The sequence below is a fragment of the Streptomyces sp. NPDC002845 genome (assembly GCF_053591955.1).
In genome coordinates this window covers 52071-68202 of sequence record NZ_JBSFUU010000040.1, presented here as the reverse complement: position 1 = coordinate 68202, position 16132 = coordinate 52071, and the positions used below count along the sequence as shown (strand labels likewise).

The 16132-nt window shown below is 70.3% G+C and carries 16 protein-coding genes; 8 read left to right on the top strand and 8 right to left on the bottom strand.

Going from position 1 to position 16132, the window contains the following annotated elements:
- The first annotated feature begins 117 nt into the window (after positions 1–117).
- The 4 genes from allB to ACWD3C_RS27080 all read left to right on the top strand — a co-directional run bounded on the left by allB (position 118) and on the right by ACWD3C_RS27080 (position 4098).
- Positions 118–1467, top strand: coding sequence for an allantoinase AllB (gene allB / locus ACWD3C_RS27095; protein WP_451148269.1), 1350 nt, complete (start codon positions 118–120; stop codon positions 1465–1467).
- Positions 1468–1524: 57 nt separating this feature from the next.
- Positions 1525–2667 (top strand): allantoicase, encoded by a 1143-nt coding sequence (gene alc, locus ACWD3C_RS27090; protein WP_451148309.1) that lies wholly within the window; start codon positions 1525–1527, stop codon positions 2665–2667.
- Positions 2668–2929: 262 nt separating this feature from the next.
- Positions 2930–3541, top strand: a complete 612-nt coding sequence (locus ACWD3C_RS27085) for a dihydrofolate reductase family protein (protein WP_451148267.1) — start codon at positions 2930–2932, stop codon at positions 3539–3541.
- 161 nt (positions 3542–3702) lie between these two features.
- Positions 3703–4098: a ribonuclease domain-containing protein gene (locus tag ACWD3C_RS27080; RefSeq protein WP_451148265.1), complete on the top strand. Its 396-nt coding sequence runs from the start codon at positions 3703–3705 to the stop codon at positions 4096–4098.
- Between the two features lie 16 nt (positions 4099–4114).
- On the opposite strand, the gene ACWD3C_RS27075 is transcribed toward ACWD3C_RS27080, so the two are convergent.
- Positions 4115–4315: a hypothetical protein gene (locus ACWD3C_RS27075; RefSeq protein WP_451148263.1), complete on the bottom strand. Its 201-nt coding sequence runs from the start codon at positions 4313–4315 to the stop codon at positions 4115–4117.
- Between the two features lie 253 nt (positions 4316–4568).
- Between ACWD3C_RS27075 and ACWD3C_RS27070 the strand changes: the two genes are divergently transcribed.
- Positions 4569–5795: a sensor histidine kinase gene (locus ACWD3C_RS27070; protein ID WP_451148261.1), complete on the top strand. Its 1227-nt coding sequence runs from the start codon at positions 4569–4571 to the stop codon at positions 5793–5795.
- 66 nt (positions 5796–5861) lie between these two features.
- On the opposite strand, the gene ACWD3C_RS27065 is transcribed toward ACWD3C_RS27070, so the two are convergent.
- Positions 5862–6896, bottom strand: a complete 1035-nt coding sequence (locus ACWD3C_RS27065) for an aldo/keto reductase (protein WP_451148259.1) — start codon at positions 6894–6896, stop codon at positions 5862–5864.
- A 275-nt stretch (positions 6897–7171) separates the two neighbouring features.
- Here ACWD3C_RS27065 and ACWD3C_RS27060 point away from each other — a divergent pair, with 275 nt between their 5' ends.
- Both ACWD3C_RS27060 and ACWD3C_RS27055 read left to right on the top strand, forming a co-directional pair.
- Entirely contained in the window at positions 7172–7843 is a 672-nt protein-coding gene (locus ACWD3C_RS27060) for a response regulator (RefSeq protein ID WP_451148257.1), read from the top strand.
- 66 nt (positions 7844–7909) lie between these two features.
- On the top strand, positions 7910–9136 hold the full coding sequence (locus ACWD3C_RS27055; RefSeq protein ID WP_451148255.1) for a cytochrome P450 family protein: 1227 nt from the start codon (positions 7910–7912) through the stop codon (positions 9134–9136).
- A gap of 48 nt (positions 9137–9184) precedes the next feature.
- Here the strand turns inward: ACWD3C_RS27055 and ACWD3C_RS27050 are convergent, their stop codons facing one another.
- Complete coding sequence (locus tag ACWD3C_RS27050; RefSeq protein WP_451148253.1) at positions 9185–10195, bottom strand: Gfo/Idh/MocA family protein; 1011 nt, start codon at positions 10193–10195, stop codon at positions 9185–9187.
- Between the two features lie 126 nt (positions 10196–10321).
- On the opposite strand from ACWD3C_RS27050, the gene ACWD3C_RS27045 reads away from it, so the two are divergent.
- Positions 10322–11059 (top strand): GntR family transcriptional regulator, encoded by a 738-nt coding sequence (locus tag ACWD3C_RS27045; protein ID WP_451148307.1) that lies wholly within the window; start codon positions 10322–10324, stop codon positions 11057–11059.
- A 73-nt stretch (positions 11060–11132) separates the two neighbouring features.
- Here ACWD3C_RS27045 and ACWD3C_RS27040 read toward each other — a convergent pair whose 3' ends face one another.
- Genes ACWD3C_RS27040 through ACWD3C_RS27020 form a run of 5 tightly spaced genes read right to left on the bottom strand, consistent with a single transcriptional unit; the run spans position 11133 to position 16108 of the window.
- A complete protein-coding gene (locus tag ACWD3C_RS27040; RefSeq protein ID WP_451148251.1) occupies positions 11133–12155 on the bottom strand; it encodes a Gfo/Idh/MocA family protein in 1023 nt (340 codons plus the stop codon).
- Positions 12156–12181: 26 nt separating this feature from the next.
- Positions 12182–13084 carry a sugar phosphate isomerase/epimerase family protein gene (locus ACWD3C_RS27035; RefSeq protein WP_451148249.1) on the bottom strand — a complete coding sequence of 301 codons (903 nt, stop codon included), beginning with the start codon at positions 13082–13084 and terminating at the stop codon, positions 12182–12184.
- Between the two features lie 4 nt (positions 13085–13088).
- Positions 13089–14000 carry an ATP-binding cassette domain-containing protein gene (locus ACWD3C_RS27030; protein WP_451148247.1) on the bottom strand — a complete coding sequence of 304 codons (912 nt, stop codon included), beginning with the start codon at positions 13998–14000 and terminating at the stop codon, positions 13089–13091.
- A gap of 9 nt (positions 14001–14009) precedes the next feature.
- Positions 14010–15086 (bottom strand): ABC transporter permease, encoded by a 1077-nt coding sequence (locus ACWD3C_RS27025; RefSeq protein WP_451148305.1) that lies wholly within the window; start codon positions 15084–15086, stop codon positions 14010–14012.
- Positions 15086–16108, bottom strand: a complete 1023-nt coding sequence (locus ACWD3C_RS27020; RefSeq protein WP_451148245.1) for a sugar ABC transporter substrate-binding protein — start codon at positions 16106–16108, stop codon at positions 15086–15088. The genes ACWD3C_RS27025 and ACWD3C_RS27020 overlap by 1 nt, the downstream gene beginning before the upstream one ends.
- Positions 16109–16132: the final 24 nt, after the last annotated feature.

The window sequence follows — 16132 nt, the reverse complement described above, 5'->3', positions numbered from 1 at the left end:
GGGGGTGATGCGGTGGGTGGGTCCACTCTTGACGAGGTGGGGCGGGCGGGGAAGACTTCTTCAACAGAAAGTTGAATTCCGTTACGTGGAAGTAAACGGCGGCAGAGAGGGGTCCGGGTGTCCGACGGCGGATGGGCCGAAGTGGTGCTGCGCTCGACGCGCGTGGTCACTCCCGAAGGGACCCGCGCGGCCTCGGTGGCGGTCGCCGAGGGGAAGATCGCGGCCGTGCTGCCGTACGACTCCGAGGTGCCGGCCGGGTCCCGGCTGGAGGACCTCGGCGACGACGTCCTGCTGCCCGGTCTGGTCGACACCCACGTGCACGTCAACGACCCCGGCCGTACCGAGTGGGAGGGCTTCTGGACCGCGACGCGCGCCGCTGCGGCCGGGGGTATCACCACCCTGGTCGACATGCCGCTCAACTCCCTCCCGCCGACCACGACGGTCGCGGGCCTCCGTACGAAGAAGGACGTCGCGGCCTCCAAGGCGCACATCGACGTCGGCTTCTGGGGCGGCGCGCTGCCCGACAACGTCAAGGACCTGCGGCCGCTGCACGACGCCGGTGTCTTCGGCTTCAAGGCGTTCCTGTCACCGTCGGGCGTGGACGAGTTCCCGGAGCTGGATCAGGACCAACTCGCCCGCTCCATGGCCGAGATCGCGGGCTTCGGGGGCCTGCTCATCGTCCACGCCGAGGACCCGCACCACCTCGCCGCCGCCCCGCGGCAGGGCGGCCCGAAGTACGCCGACTTCCTCGCCTCGCGTCCGCGCGGCGCCGAGGACAACGCCATCGCCGGTCTCATCGCCCAGGCCAAGCGCCTCGACGCGCGCGTCCACGTACTTCACCTGTCGTCGAGCGACGCGCTGCCGCTGATCGCCGCCGCCAAGGCCGAGGGCGTACGGCTCACGGTGGAGACCTGCCCGCACTACCTGACCCTGACGGCCGAGGAGGTCCCGGACGGCGCGAGCGAGTTCAAGTGCTGCCCGCCCATCCGTGAGTCCGCCAACCAGGACCTGCTGTGGCAGGCGCTCGCCGACGGCACGATCGACTGTGTCGTCACCGACCACTCACCCTCCACGGCCGACCTCAAGACGGACGACTTCGCGACCGCGTGGGGCGGCATCTCGGGCCTCCAGCTGAGCCTGTCGGCGGTCTGGACCCAGGCGCGCAATCGGGGGCACGGCCTGGAGGACGTGGTCCGCTGGATGTCCTCGCGCACGGCGGAACTGGTGGGCCTCGACGCATGCAAGGGCGCCATCGAGGCGGGCCGTGACGCCGACTTCGCCGTCCTCGCGCCCGACGAGACGTTCACCGTGGACCCGGCGGCCCTCCAGCACCGCAACCGGGTCACGGCGTACGCGGGCAGGACCCTGTACGGCGTCGTCAAGTCGACGTGGCTGCGGGGCGAACGCATCGTGGCCGGGGGCGAGTTCACCGAGCCGAAGGGGCGGCTTCTGGCGCGACGGCCGTAACGCACGCACGCACTCCTCCGCATCCGCAAGCGGCACGACTCCCGAAAGGACGACCTGATCACCGTGGCAGCGATACGCGGCTTCACCGGCGACGCGAACCCCTATGGAGGCGGCGACCCGTACGCGGACTACCGCACCGCCGACTTCCCCTTCACCCAGTACGCCAACCTCGCCGACCGCCGTCTCGGTGCCGGAGTCATCGCCGCCAACGACGAGTTCTTCGCCCAGCGCGAGAACCTCCTCGTGCCCGAGCGCGCCGAGTTCGACCCCGAGCACTTCGGGCACAAGGGCAAGATCATGGACGGCTGGGAGACGCGGCGGCGCCGGGGAGCCTCCGCCGACCATCCCTGGCCGACCGCGGACGACCACGACTGGGCGCTGGTGCGCCTGGGGGCGCCGGGGGTCGTACGGGGCATCGTGGTCGACACGGCCCACTTCCGCGGCAACTATCCCCAGGCGGTGTCGATCGAGGCCACGTCCGTGCCCGGGTCCCCCTCCCCGGAGGCCCTGCTGGCGGACGACGTCAAGTGGACGGCTCTCGTCCCGCGCACGCCGGTCGGCGGCCACGCGGCGAACGGTTTCGCCGTGTCGGTCGAGCAGCGGTTCACGCATCTGCGGGTCAACCAGCACCCCGACGGGGGCATCGCCCGGCTGCGCGTGTACGGCGAGGTGGCGCCCGATCCCGCGTGGCTTGCCGTGCTGGGTACGTTCGACGTGGTGGCTCTGGAGAACGGTGGTCAGGTCGAGGACGCGTCGAATCTGTTCTACTCACCGGCGACGAACACCATCCAGCCCGGGCGCTCGCGCAAGATGGACGACGGGTGGGAGACGCGGCGGCGCCGCGACCAGGGGAACGACTGGATTCGATATCGGCTGGTGGCCCAGTCCGATATACGTGCGATCGAGATCGACACGGCGTATCTGAAGGGGAACTCGGCGGGGTGGGCGGCGGTGTCGGTGCGGAACGGGGGCGACGGGGACGATGGGGACGACGGGGAGTGGACGGAGATCCTCCCGCGGACGCGTCTCCAGCCCGACACGAACCATCGGTTCGTCCTCGGCGGCGCGGGCGCCGTGGCCACGCACGCGCGCGTGGACATCTTCCCGGACGGTGGGATCTCGCGGGTGCGTCTGCACGGGTCCCTGACGAGTGAGGGCGCGGCGCGGCTCGCGGCTCGGCATCAGGAGTTGGGGGGCTGAGGCGGAGGGGGCTGTTGAAGGGCTGCGGGTTGGTTGTGGCTGGTCGCGCCCCGCGGCGGAGCCGCTGATGTCACAGCCCCGCGCCCCTGGCAGGGCGCGGCTCAGGTCCAGCCTGGAACCATCAGCCGTGCCGAACCTCACCGGCTCCGTTCCGAGTCCCCGGCTCCGTTCCCGGTTCCGGTGAGTCCACCGATGAGTTGCGGCCGGTCGTGGGGTCTGTACTGATGACAGCAGACCCTACTCACAGAAGCAGGCACCTCTCATGGGCAAGCTCACCCTCACCTCCTTCGTCACCCTCGACGGCGTCTACCAGGCCCCGGGCGGCCCCGACGAGGACACCCGCGGCGGCTTCGAGCACGGTGGCTGGAGCGTGCCGTACGGGGACGAGGACTTCGGACGGTTCATCGGCGAGGTCTTCGGCCGCGCGGACGCCTTCCTGCTGGGCCGCCGGACGTACGAGATCTTCGCGGGCTACTGGCCGAAGATCACCGACCCGGCCGACCCGGTCGCCTCCAAGCTCAACTCCCTTCCCAAGTACGTCGCTTCGCGCACCCTCACACAGCCCGAGTGGGCCGGCACGACCGTGCTCGGTGACGATCTCGGCAAGGAGGTCACGGCCCTCAAGGAGCGCACCGGGCGCGAGGTCCAGATCCACGGCAGCGGCGCGCTCGCGCAGTCGCTGCTCGCCCTCGACCTGGTCGACACCGTGCACCTGCTGACCTTCCCGGTGGTCCTCGGCTCGGGCCTGCGCCTGTTCGCCGAGGGAGCCCTCCCGACCGCCTTCCGGCACGCGGGTGGCCGTATCACCGGCGCGGGTGTCTCCATCCAGACGTACGAACGACAAGGGCGCCCCACGTACGGCAGCTATGTGTAGTCCGGTCAGGCTCACTCGGCAGGCCGTCGGCCCGGCGTGTGGGGCGTTTCTGTGAGGGCGCCCCACTGCCCGTTAACTCCCGGAAAACTTACGGGACGTGCCCGGAAAATCATCGCACTTGTCATTGACATGCCATGCTCTACGCGCGTCATGCTGAGGGCGTGAGATTCCCCCCACGGATCACTCGTATCGGCGCGGCCGCCGCCGTCCTGTCCGCCCTCCTCGTGGGCGGCACCGTCACCGCCAACGCCGCGGACACATCCGTCACCGCCGTCGGCGACGTCTGCTACAGCGTCCTTCCCCCACAGGCGCACGACACGCTCGACCTGATCGCCTCCGGTGGGCCCTTCCCCTACCCGCAGGACGGGACCGTCTTCCAGAACCGGGAAGGCATCCTGCCCAGTCGGACCAGCGGCTACTACCACGAGTACACGGTCGTCACGCCCGGCAGTTCCACGCGCGGCGCCCGCCGCATCGTCACCGGTGAGCAGTACCGGGAGGACTACTACACCGCCGACCACTACGCCTCGTTCCGGCTGGTGAACTACAGCTGCTGAGGCGCCGTCCCTGATGTCAGTCGGTCTTGCGGGACTCGGCCGCCGCGAACAGCGCGAACGACAGGACGAGGAGCGCGACGCTCACATAGACCTCGTAGCCGTCGAAGACGCCGAAGCGTTGCACGAGCCCCCAGTCCCAGTCGGTGAACTCGTGCACCAGACCCGTCACGCCCTGCACCAGGGCGATGAACCCGAAAATCTCCAGTACCTGCTTCATATCCAGGATCTTCGCCCCGCGGACCCCTCACGCTCATCGGCCGCGGGGCGAGGTATGCCCGACCGAAGTCCCGGGCCCGGGAGGGGAGCCACGCCGAAAGTCTGCGCGTGCTACGACTTTGGTCGCTGATCATGGGCGCAGGGGGGGTGGCGAGGCCGGCCGGTGCGTAGATTTGGCGACTGTGAGTGGTGGCAGTCCGAACTCCGTCCCCCAGGCCCCACCGGCCCCGCCGACGCCGTCGGCCGCAACGACCGTGCCCCGGGGGCGATGGCTGCTGCCGTCGGCCGTGGCCGTCGGGCTCCACCCCGGCTGGCCGGAGCGGACCGGGTCCTGTGGCCGCCCCCGGCGCACCGCGCGCGACTGGATCGTCGACTTCACCGTCTTCGTGGTGGCCGTCGGCGTGGGCCTCATCGGCGCGGACACCGTGAGCAACGATCCCGACGTCCCACACACCCTGGCCGTCGCCGACCAGTGGATCGGCGCTCTCGCGTGCGCCGCGATCTGGCTCCGCCGTCGCTGGCCGATGGGGCTCGCCGTGGCGTCGCTCCCGGTCAGCTTCGCCTCGACCACGGCGGGCGGCGCGTGCCTGGTGGCGCTGTTCACGCTCGCCGTGCACCGCCCCTTCCGCCGCATCGCCTGGGTCGGCGGCATCGGCATCGCCGTTCTGCCGCTCTACCTCTGGTTGCGGCCCGACCCCGATCTGTCTTATTTCCCGGCCCTGCTCCTCAGCTTCCTGCTGACCGTCGCGGTGATCGGCTGGGGCATGCTCGTACGGTCCAAACGACAGCTCATGCTGAGCCTGCGCGACCAGGCCCGGCGGGCCGAGACCGAGGCGGCGCTGCGGGCCGAGAAGGCGCAGCGTCTCGCGCGTGAGGCGATCGCGCGCGAGATGCACGACGTGCTGGCCCACCGGCTCACCCTGCTGAGCGTGCACGCCGGGGGGCTGGAGTTCCGTCCCGGCGCACCCCAGGCGGAGATCGCCCGGGCGGCGGGCGTCATCCGTGAGAGCGCGCACGAGGCACTGCAGGATCTGCGGGAGATCATCGGGGTCCTGCGCGCGGGTGAGTCCGACGACGCGGGGAGGCCCCAGCCGACGCTGGGGGCGCTCGACACGTTGGTCGCTCAGTCGCGTGAGGCCGGTATGAAGGTGGTCCTCGACCAGCGCGTCACCGCGTCGGCCGCCGTGCCCGCCTCCGTCGGGCGTACCGCGTACCGCATCGTTCAGGAGGGGCTGACCAATGCGCGCAAGCACGCGCCTGGCGCGGAGGTGACGGTGACCCTCTCCGGGGCGCCGGGGGAGGGTCTCACCGTGGTCGTACGCAACCCGGCGCCTGAAGGGGATGTGCCCCACGTTCCCGGTTCCGGGCAGGGGCTCATCGGGTTGACCGAGCGGGCGACACTGACCGGGGGGCGGCTGGAGCACGGGGGTGAGGGGGACGGGGGGTTCCAGGTGCGGGCCTGGCTGCCGTGGGCGGGCTGAACACACGGGTGGGGCCGACCACGAGGCCGGCCCCCGCCCGGGTCACGGTCGCGCCCCATGCCACGCTCACATCCGCGGCGTACGCGGCACCACCCGTTGCCCCGCGCTCCCGTACACCCACGCCGACGTGCCGTCGATGAACTCCGCCGGGAAGCCCGGCCGGAAGCCGGTGGCCTCCTCCAGCTTGGCCGCCAGCTCGGCGGGCAGCGTCAGGCCGGCCGCGCCCAGGTTGTCGGTGAGCTGCTCGACCCGGCGGGCGCCCACGATGGGGTGGACGGCGGGGGAGCGGGTCATGGTCCAGGCGATGGCCACCTGGGCCGGGGTGACGCCCAGTTCGTCGGCCGCCGACTGCACCGCCTCGGCGACCGTCCGCTCGTGCTCGCCGATCGCGTCGGTGGACAGCCGCGTCGGGGTGTCCGGGTCGGGGCCGCCGGGGCGGGTGTACTTGCCGGACAGGATGCCGTTCTGCAGCGGGCTCCACGCGGCCACCGACATGCCGTACGCCTCCGCCATCGGCAGCAGCTCGCGCTCGATGTCCCGGTTGAGCAGGCTGTACGGCACCTGGATCGCGGAGAACGGGCTCCAGCCCCGCCACTCCGCGAGGGTGTTGGCCCGCGAGACCAGCCAGGCCGGGGCGTCCGAGATGCCGACGTACAGCACCTTCCCGGACCGTACGGCGTCGTCGAGGGCCCGCATGGTCTCCTCGATCGGGGTGTTCCGGTCCCAGATGTGCACCCAGTAGATGTCGACGTAGTCGGTGCCGAGTCGGCCGAGGCTCGTCTCCAGCGAGAGGGTCAGGTTCTTGCGGTGGTTGCCCGCCGCGTTGGGGTCGGCATCGTCGCGGGAGACGGTGTACTTGGTGGACAGCACGAACCGGTCGCGCCGCCCCTTGAGCAGTTCCCCCAGGATCGTCTCGCTGGCCCCGCCGCGGTAGTTGATGGCGGTGTCGATGACGTTGCCGCCGGCCTCCGCGTACGCGTCGAGGATCCGCGCGCACTCCGGCCGGGCCGCGCCCACCCCGCCCTGCTCGCCGAAGGTCATGGCGCCGAGGAACAGTTCGGACACCCTCAGTCCGGTCCGGCCCAAGAGTCGATAACGCACTGCACACCCCTCCTAGTTGGTCTGCGCGCAATGTAAAGCGCGGGGCCGCCCGGTGTCCGGGGATGCGGCGGATTCCGGACGTACGGTGCGAAGTCACGGGCCGTGACCGGTACGTGGCCATGTCCCGCTGGAGCAGGTGCGCCGGGCCGGACAGCGGGCCCGTGCCGTTTGGGCGCGTTGTCGGCCGAGGACGGCCATCCGTCGGATGCGGCGTGCGTCCGTCAGGTTGGGGGCAGCGCGCCGGACCGTTGCCGGTCACCTGGTTAGGTGGACCCATGACTGCGATCCGACTGCTCCTGGTCGACGACGATCCCCTGGTGAGAGCAGGCCTGTGCTTCATGATGGGTGGCGCCGACGACATCGAGATCGTCGGTGAGGCCGCCGACGGCGGCGAGGTCGAGGACCTCGTCGCACGCACCCGCCCCGATGTCGTCCTCATGGACATCCGCATGCCGACCGTCGACGGACTCGCGGCCACCGAGAAGCTCCGCGGCCGCGAGGGCGCCCCACAGGTCGTCGTCCTGACCACCTTCCACGCCGACGACCAGGTTCTGCGGGCGCTCCGCGCGGGTGCCGCCGGATTCGTCCTCAAGGACACCCCGCCCGCGGAGATCGTCGAGGCGGTACGCAGGGTCGCGGCCGGCGACCCGGTCCTCTCACCCACGGTCACCCGCCAGCTCATGGCCCACGCCGCCGGCTCCGGCCCCGACACCCGCCGTACGTCCGCCCGGTCCCGTGTCGCAGCCCTCAACGACCGTGAACGCGAGGTTGCCGTCGCCGTCGGCCGGGGCGCCTCGAATGCCGAGATCGCCGCGGAGCTGTACATGAGCGTCGCCACGGTCAAGGCCCATGTGTCCCGCATCCTGGCCAAGCTCGGATTCAACAACCGGGTGCAGATCGCGTTGTTGGCGTACGACGCAGGGTTGCTGGAGGGGGACGGGCTGTAGGCGCAGGGCACGGAGTGGGGGACTCGGACGTTGTACGGCTGAAGGGGAACTGATGGGGAGGGGCAGATGGGGGAGCCTGTGGGAGAGACGATGGGCACCGAGAAGTCGAACGCGCGTGTGATCGACCTGGGGGAGTACGGGGCGGGGTTCACCGAGGACCCGCATCCCGTCTACGCCGAGCTGCGCGCGCTCGGACCGGTGCACAGGGTGCGGCCGCCGCGGTCGGACGCGCACCACGAGGTCTGGCTGGTCGTCGGGTACGAGGAGGCACGGGAGGCGCTCGCCGACCCGCGGCTGGCCAAGGACGCCTCGAAGATCGGGGTCACGTTCCTGGACGAGGATCTGATCGGGAGGTATCTGCTGCTCGCCGATCCGCCGGAGCACACGCGGCTGCGGAAGCTGGTCGCCAGGGAGTTCACCGCGCGGCGGGTGGAAGGGCTGCGGGCACGGGTCCAGGAGATCACCGATGCGCTCCTCGACGAGATGCTGCCGCGGGGGCGTGCCGATCTCGTGGAGTCGTTCGCGTATCCGCTGCCGCTCACCGTCATCTGCGAGCTGCTCGGGGTGCCGGAGATGGACCGGGTGGCGTTTCGCAAGATGTCGACGGAGGCGGTGGCGCCGAGCAGTTCGCAGAGCGAGTACGACGCGTTCGTGCAACTTGCCGCGTATCTCGGCGACTTGATCGAGGAAAAGCGGCGTTCCGCGCCCGCCGACGATCTGCTGAGTGATCTGATCCGTACGAGGGACGAGGACGGCGACCGGCTGTCGGCGGACGAGCTGCGGGGTATGGCCTTCATCCTCCTCATCGCCGGGCACGAGACGACGGTCAACCTCATCGCGGGCGGGATGCGTGCGCTCCTCACTCACCCCGACCAACTCGCCGCGCTGCGCGGCGACATGGGGCTGATGGACGGTGCCGTGGAGGAGATGCTGCGGTACGAGGGTCCGGTGGAGAACGCGACGTTCCGGTACGCGGCCGAGCCGCTGTCGATCGGAGGTGTCGAGATTTCGGCGGGTGACTCGGTGATGGTCGGCCTCACGGCGGCCGACCGTGACGCCGGCCGCTACCCCGCCCCCGACCGCTTCGACATCCGCCGCGATCCCCGTGGGCACCTCGCCTTCGGCCACGGCATCCACTACTGCCTCGGCGCTCCGCTGGCTCGGCTGGAGGGGCGGGTCGCGATACGTACGCTGCTGGAGCGGTGCCCGGCGCTTGCCCTTGACGGGCCTGCGGGGGAGTGGCTTCCGGGGATGCTGATGCGGGGCGTGCGGAGCCTGCCGGTGCGGTGGTGAACCTGTCCTCGCCCCCGCCGAAGGGAAATCGGCGCGCCCCGGAAGGGGTCAGTCGCGGCCGCCCGCGATCTCGCCCAGGTTCACGGGCCGCCGCTCCCGCCGCGACAGCTCGCAGGCCTCGGCGACACGCAGAGCCTGGAGGGCCTCGCGCCCGTCGCAGGGGTTGGCCCGCTCCCCACGGACGACCTCGACGAAGGCAGCGAGCTCCGCCTCGTACGCGGGCCCGAACCGCTCCAGGAACCCGGTCCAGGGCTTGTCCGCCGCCGGCGGCCCGGCCGGCTCCGTGGACGCGATCGGAGTCCGGTCGTCCAGCCCGACCCCCACCGTGTCGAGCTCACCCGCCAGCTCCATCCGCACGTCGTACCCGGCCCCGTTCAACCGCGCGGCCGTCGCCGTCACCAGCGTCCCGTCCTCCAGCGTCAGTACCGCCACGGCCGTATCGACGTCATGCGCCTCACGGAACATCGACGGCCCGGCATCGGCCCCGGTGGCGTACACCTCCGCGACCTCCCGCCCCGTCACCCACCGCACGATGTCGAAGTCGTGCACCAGACAGTCCCGGTAGATCCCGCCGGACACCGGCAGATACGCGGCCGGCGGCGGAGACTGGTCCGCCGTCATCGCCCGCACCGTGTGCAGCCGCCCGAGCCGGCCGGAGCGTACGACCTCGCGCGCGGCCACGTACCCCGCGTCGAAGCGCCGCTGGAAGCCCATCTGGAGCACGGTCCCGGCCGCGTCGACCTCCGAGAGCGCGTGCAGCGTGCCCGGCAGGTCCACCGCGATGGGCTTCTCGCAGAAGACGGGGAGCCCGGAGCGCGCTGCCCGACCGATCAGTTCGGCGTGGGCCGCGGTCGCCGTCGTGATGATCACGGCGTCCACTCCCCAGGTGAAGATCTCGTCCACTCCGGGTGCCACCGTCTCGCCCAGACGGTCCGCGAGATCATGGGCCCGCGAGGTGTCGACGTCCGTGACGATGAGGGAGCCGACGTCACGGTGACGGCTGAGCGTGGTCGCGTGAAAGGTACCGATACGACCTGCTCCGATGAGTCCGATGCGCATGGAAACAAACTGAGGTCGCACCTACCACCATGTCAATGGTTTGTCTGGACAATCGAACTTCAACTTCCCGTCAACAAGCACCGCAGCTACGCTCGGCCCGTGCCGAAACCAGATGTGGAACCGACCGTGTCGCTCCAGCTCAGCGTCGACCGGAGCAGCCCCGTGCCGCTGTACTTCCAGTTGTCCCAGCAGCTGGAGGCCGCCATCGAGCACGGCACGCTGACCCCGGGCAGCCTGCTGGGCAATGAGATCGAGCTCGCGGGGCGCCTCGGCCTGTCCCGGCCGACCGTCCGGCAGGCCATCCAGTCCCTCGTGGACAAGGGACTGCTGGTGCGCCGCAGAGGCGTCGGCACCCAGGTCGTGCACAGCCAGGTCAAACGCCCGCTGGAGCTCAGCAGCCTCTACGACGACCTGGAGGCGGCGGGCCAGCGCCCCACCACCAGCGTCCTGACGAACACCTTCGTACCCGCCTCCGCCGAGGTCGCGGCCGCGCTCGCGGTGACCGAGGGCAGCGAGGTGCACCGGGTCGAGCGGCTGCGCCTGGCGCACGGCGAGCCGATGGCGTACCTCTGCAACTTCCTGCCCACCGGCCTGCTCGACCTGGAGACGGAGCGACTGGAGGCGACCGGCCTCTACCGGCTGATGAGGGCCGCCGGCATCACCCTGCACAGCGCCCGCCAGTCCATCGGGGCGCGCGCCGCGACCCTCGTCGAGGGGGAGCGACTCGGGGAGCCCGAGGGGGCGCCGCTGCTCACCATGCAGCGCACGACCTTCGACGACACCGGCCGCGCGGTCGAGTTCGGCACCCACACCTACCGGGCCTCACGCTATTCGTTCGAGTTCCAGCTGCTGGTGCGTCCCTGAGTCCGAGCCGCGCGCGGCCGCACGCGCACGCCTGTCGGCAGCGGGCACCCCGGGGGATGGAGACAGAGGGCTGTCAGCGGTACAGGGCGGGCCGTTCGACCAGCTCGACTTCGATCCGGCGGCCCTCGGCCTGGGCCCGAACCCCCGCCTCGGCGACGGCCGCCGCGGCGTACCCGTCCCAGCAGCCGGGACCGGTGACCTCGCCGCGCAGGGTGGCGTCCACCCAGGCCTGCACCTCTCGGTCGTAGGCGTCGGCGAAGCGTTCCACGAAGTCCGGGGCGATGGTGCCGCCCCAGCGGCCCGCCATGTCGGTGACCAGGGACTGCTCCTCGCCGATGCGGGCGGTGCCGCGCTCGCAGACCGCCTCGGCCTTCACCTGGTAGCCGAAGCCGCAGTTGACGTTGATCTCGACGTCGACGAGCGCGCCGCCATCGGTCTCGAAGATGACGAACTGCGGGTCCTGGAGGCCCTCGGGCGCGTTGGACGACGGCCTGGGCTTCATCACGGTGACCGCGGTGATCTCCTGGTCCAGCAGCCACCTGGTGATGTCCATCTCATGCACGACGGCGTCGTTGATGAGCATCTCGCTGGTGAAGCCGGGCACCGGGAGGGTCGCGTTGCGGTGCCGGTTGTGCAGCATCAGCGGCCGGCCCAGCTGCCCGCTGTCCAGCAGCGCCTTGAGCTTCATGTACTCGGCGTCGTAGCGCCGCATGAAGCCCACCTGGACCAGGCGGTGGCCCACCTTCTGCTCGGCCTCCAGGACACGCAGTGCCGAGGCCGCGTCCGGGGTGAGCGGCTTCTCGCACAGTACGGGCAGGTCGTGCTCGAAGGCCGTGAGCAGCGCCGCCTCGTGGGCGGGGCCCGGTGAGGCGATGACGACGGCGTCGACGTCGTCCGCGGCCATCGCGGCGACCGGATCGTTGTAGGCCGTGCAGCCGTCGATGTCCGCCGCGAGCTGCTTGGCCCGCTCCGCGTCGATGTCCACGACGGCGGCCACACGTGCCCCGCTGATCACCTCGTCGATGCGGCGTACGTGGTCGGCCCCCATCCGGCCGGTGCCGATGACGGCGATCCCGAGCGTTCCGCGCTGAGTCATGGTGGGTGGTCGTCCCTTCGAGTGGTTCAGGCGCCGCAGGAGCGGAGGAAGTTGCGGGTGCGTACGGCGATGGGCAGCGGCTTGTCCGGCTCGCACGGGTACATGTCCTGCTCGACGATGGCGAACAGGTCCACGCCCAGGCCCTGGGCGGCGGCCAGGACCGGCTCCAACTCCGGTACGCCCCCCGGGGGTTCGCACATCACGCCGCGCTGGACGGCGGGGCCGAACGGGACCCCGTTCTTGACGACGTCCGCGAGGATCTCAGGGTCGACCTGCTTGAGGTGCAGATAGCCGATGCGCTCGCCGTACGTCTCGATCAGCTTGACGCTGTCGCCGCCGCAGTAGGCGTAGTGCCCGGTGTCCAGGCACAGGTTGACCAGGCCGGAGTCGGTGGAGTCGAGGAAGTGCTCGACGTGTTCCTCGGTGTCGATGTGGGTGTCCGCGTGCGGGTGGACCACGATGTCGAGGCCGTATGTCTCCTTGACCCGGCGGCCGAGCCGTTCCATGCCCGAAGTGAGGTGGCCCCACTGCTCGGTGGTGAGCTCCGGCGGCTCGATGATCTCGGCGGTCTTGTCGTCGCGCCAGAAGGACGGGATGACGACCAGGTGCTTGGCGTCCATGGCCTGGGTGAGCGCGGCGACCCTGCTGACCTGCTCCCAGGTGGAGTCCCATTCGGACGGGCCTCGGTGCAGGCCGCAGAAGATCGTGCCCGCGGAGACCTTCAGGCCCCGCTCGGTCACCTCGTCGGTGAGGCGGGCCGGGTCGGTGGGCAGGTAGCCGTAAGGGCCGAGCTCGATCCACTTGTAGCCGGACTCGGTGACCTCGTCCAGGAACCGTTCCCAGGGCACCTGCTGCGGGTCGTCGGGGAACCAGACGCCCCAGGAGTCGGGGGCCGAGCCGACCCGGATGCGGTCCAGGGGAGTTGCCATGTCGTCAGTTCCCTTCGGAGGGGGCCGCCACGGGCGCGGTGAGGTCCTCCTCTTCGGGGAGTTCCTCGATGTCCACGCCGCTGACTTGTGCCAGCTCGTGCTTGAGCGCGGCGAGTTCGGCGCCGCCGGCCATGTGGTTGGTCAGCTCTTCGAGGCTGACCTCGCTGCGGTCTGCGGACAGTTCCATGGTGCCCAGGCGCAGCACGCTGAAGTGGTCGCCGACCATGTAGGCGTGGTGGGGGTTGTGGGTGATGAAGATGACGCCGAGACCGCGGTCGCGGGCGGCGGCGATGTACTTCAGCACGACGCCGGACTGCTTGACGCCGAGGGCGGCGGTGGGCTCGTCGAGGATGAGGACGCGGGCGCCGAAGTAGACGGCGCGGGCGATGGCCACGGACTGGCGCTGGCCGCCGGAGAGGGTGCCGATGGGCTGTTCCAGGTCGTCCAGGACGATGCCCATGTTGCGCAGTTCTTCGTCCGCGGTCTTCTTCATCCTCTCGATGTCGAGGCGGCGGACGGGCCAGGGGCCCTTGGTCATCTCGGAGCCGAGGAAGAAGTTGCGCCAGACCGGCATCAGGGGCACGGTGGCGAGGTCCTGGTAGACGGTGGCGATGCCGCGGTCGAGGGCCTCGCGGGGGGTGGAGAAGTGCACCGGTTCGCCGTCGACGAGGAACTCGCCCTCGGTGTGCTGGTGCAACCCGGCGATGATCTTGATGAGGGTGGACTTGCCGGCGCCGTTGTCGCCCAGGACGCAGGTCACCTGGTGGGGGCTGACGGCCAGGTCCACGCCGTGCAGGGCACGGATGTTGCCGTACGCCTTGCCCGCGCCGCGCAGTTCGACGATGGGCTTGTCCTTGACGACGGGCGCGGCGTCCTTGACGGTCGCCCCGTTGGGCGAGGATCCGTTGGTTGTCATGGGATCAGATCACCTCCGGGTCGCCGTGCGGCGGACCCACAGATTGACGAGGGTGGCGCCGAGCAGCATCACACCGAGGAAGGCGAAGAACCAGTCGGGGTTCCAGTTGGCGTAGACGATGCCCTGCTGCACCATGCCGAACATGAAGGCGCCGAAGACGGGGCCGATCGCGGAACCGTAGCCGCCGGTCAGCAGGCAGCCGCCGATCACCGCCGCGGCGATGTAGATCAGCTCGTTGCCGACGCCTCCGCCGGACTGCACGGTGTTGAAGGCGAACAGCTGGTGCATGCCGACGAACCAGGCGCCGAAGCCCACGGCCATGAACAGCGTGATCTTGGTGAAGGCCACCGGCACGCCGACCGCGCGGGCGCTGTCCTTGTTGCCGCCGACCGCGAAGATCCAGTTGCCGTACTTGGTGCGCAGCAGCACCCAGGTCGCCAGGGCGGCGAAGGCGATCCACCACAGGATGGTGATCTTCACCTGGACGTCACCGATGTTGAAGGACGACGCGAAGAGCGCCTTGGCCTGGTCGAAGCTGTCCATGTCGCTGATGTTGTCGGTCGCGACGTTGCCGGTGACCAGCTTGGTCACGGCGAGGTTGACGCCCTGCAGGATGAGGAACATGCCGAGTGTGATCAGGAAGCTCGGCAGCCCGGTGCGGACCAGCATCCAGCCGTTGAGGAAGCCGATCCCGAGCGACACTGCGAGCGCGACGATCACGCCCACCCACACGTTCATGGTCAGCTGGTAGCTGGTCATGCTGGCGGTGAGCGCCGAGGTGATCACGGCGACACCGGACGACAGGTCGAACTCGCCGCCGATCATCAGCAGGGCCACGGGCAGGGCCATGATCCCGATGGTCGAGGACTGGTACAGGATGGTGGCCATGGAGTCGGCCTGACGGACCGGCGGCGCCATGACGAGGAAGAAGACGAACACCGCGACGGCGCCGAGGAAGACACCGACCTCGGGCCGGGCGAGCAGCTTCAGCCACAGGGGGCGCTGCGCCGTGCGCCCGTCGGTCTGCTGGGGGCCGGAGGCCGGCGGTGAGGTCACCGCCGGCGCAGCCTGCTGGGTCATGGGAATCACCGGGTGCCCTTCGCGGCGAACTTGGCGATGTCCTCGATGTTGGACTCGTCGACGAAGGCCGGGCCGGTCAGCACCGGGGCCTCGCCGCCGCCGCTGTAGTTGCCGTTGTTCTTGTAGAGCCAGAGCCCGTCGACCGACAGGTAGCCCTGCAGATAGGGCTGCTGGTCGACGGCGAACTTGATGTCGCCGTCCTCGATGGCCCCGACCAGGTCCTTGTTGAGGTCGAAGGTCGCGACACTGGCCTTGCTGCCCGCGTCGCTCGCCGACTTCACAGCGGTCAGTGCGAACGGGGCGCCGAGCGTGACCACGTAGTCGATCGAGCTGTCCTGCTGGAGCTTGGCGGTGATGGTGGACTGCACGGACGGCATGTCGGTGCCGTTGACGTACAGGTTCTGCGTCTCGCCCTCGAAGGTCTTCTTCACACCGGCGCAGCGGGCCTCCAGTGCGACGTGACCCTGTTCCTGGATCACGCAGACGGCGTTCTTGGCGCCGAGGTCGTTGAGCTTGTTGCCGAAGGCCTCGCCGGCGACGGTCTCGTCCTGACCGAAGTACTCGAGCAGGCCCTGGTCCCTCCAGTCGTCGATGCCGCCGTTGAAACCGACCACGGGGATGCCGGCGTCGATGGCCTTGGTGACCGCGCTCTTCATCGCGTCCGGCTTCGCCAGGGTGACGGCGATGCCGTCGACCTTCTGGTCGATCGCGTTCTGGACGAGGTTGGCCTGGTCGGACGCCTCGGGGGCGCTGGAGTAGATCAGCTCGACGTTGTCCTTCGCGGCGGCGGCCTCGGCGCCCTTGCGGATGAGGTCCCAGAAGGTGTCGCCGGGGGCCGCGTGGGTGATCATCGCGACCTTCATGCGGGGAGTGTCGGCCTGCCCCGCTGCCGCGGTGCCTCCGGTCTCCTCCTCGGAGTCCTTGCCGCCGGAGCTGCTGGAGCAACCGGCTATGAAGAGCGCGGACGCCGCGGCCATGGCGACGATCGGTGCGAATCTGCGGGAACGGGGGTGAAACCTGCGGTCCATCTTTCCTTGCACCTCACTGTGCGA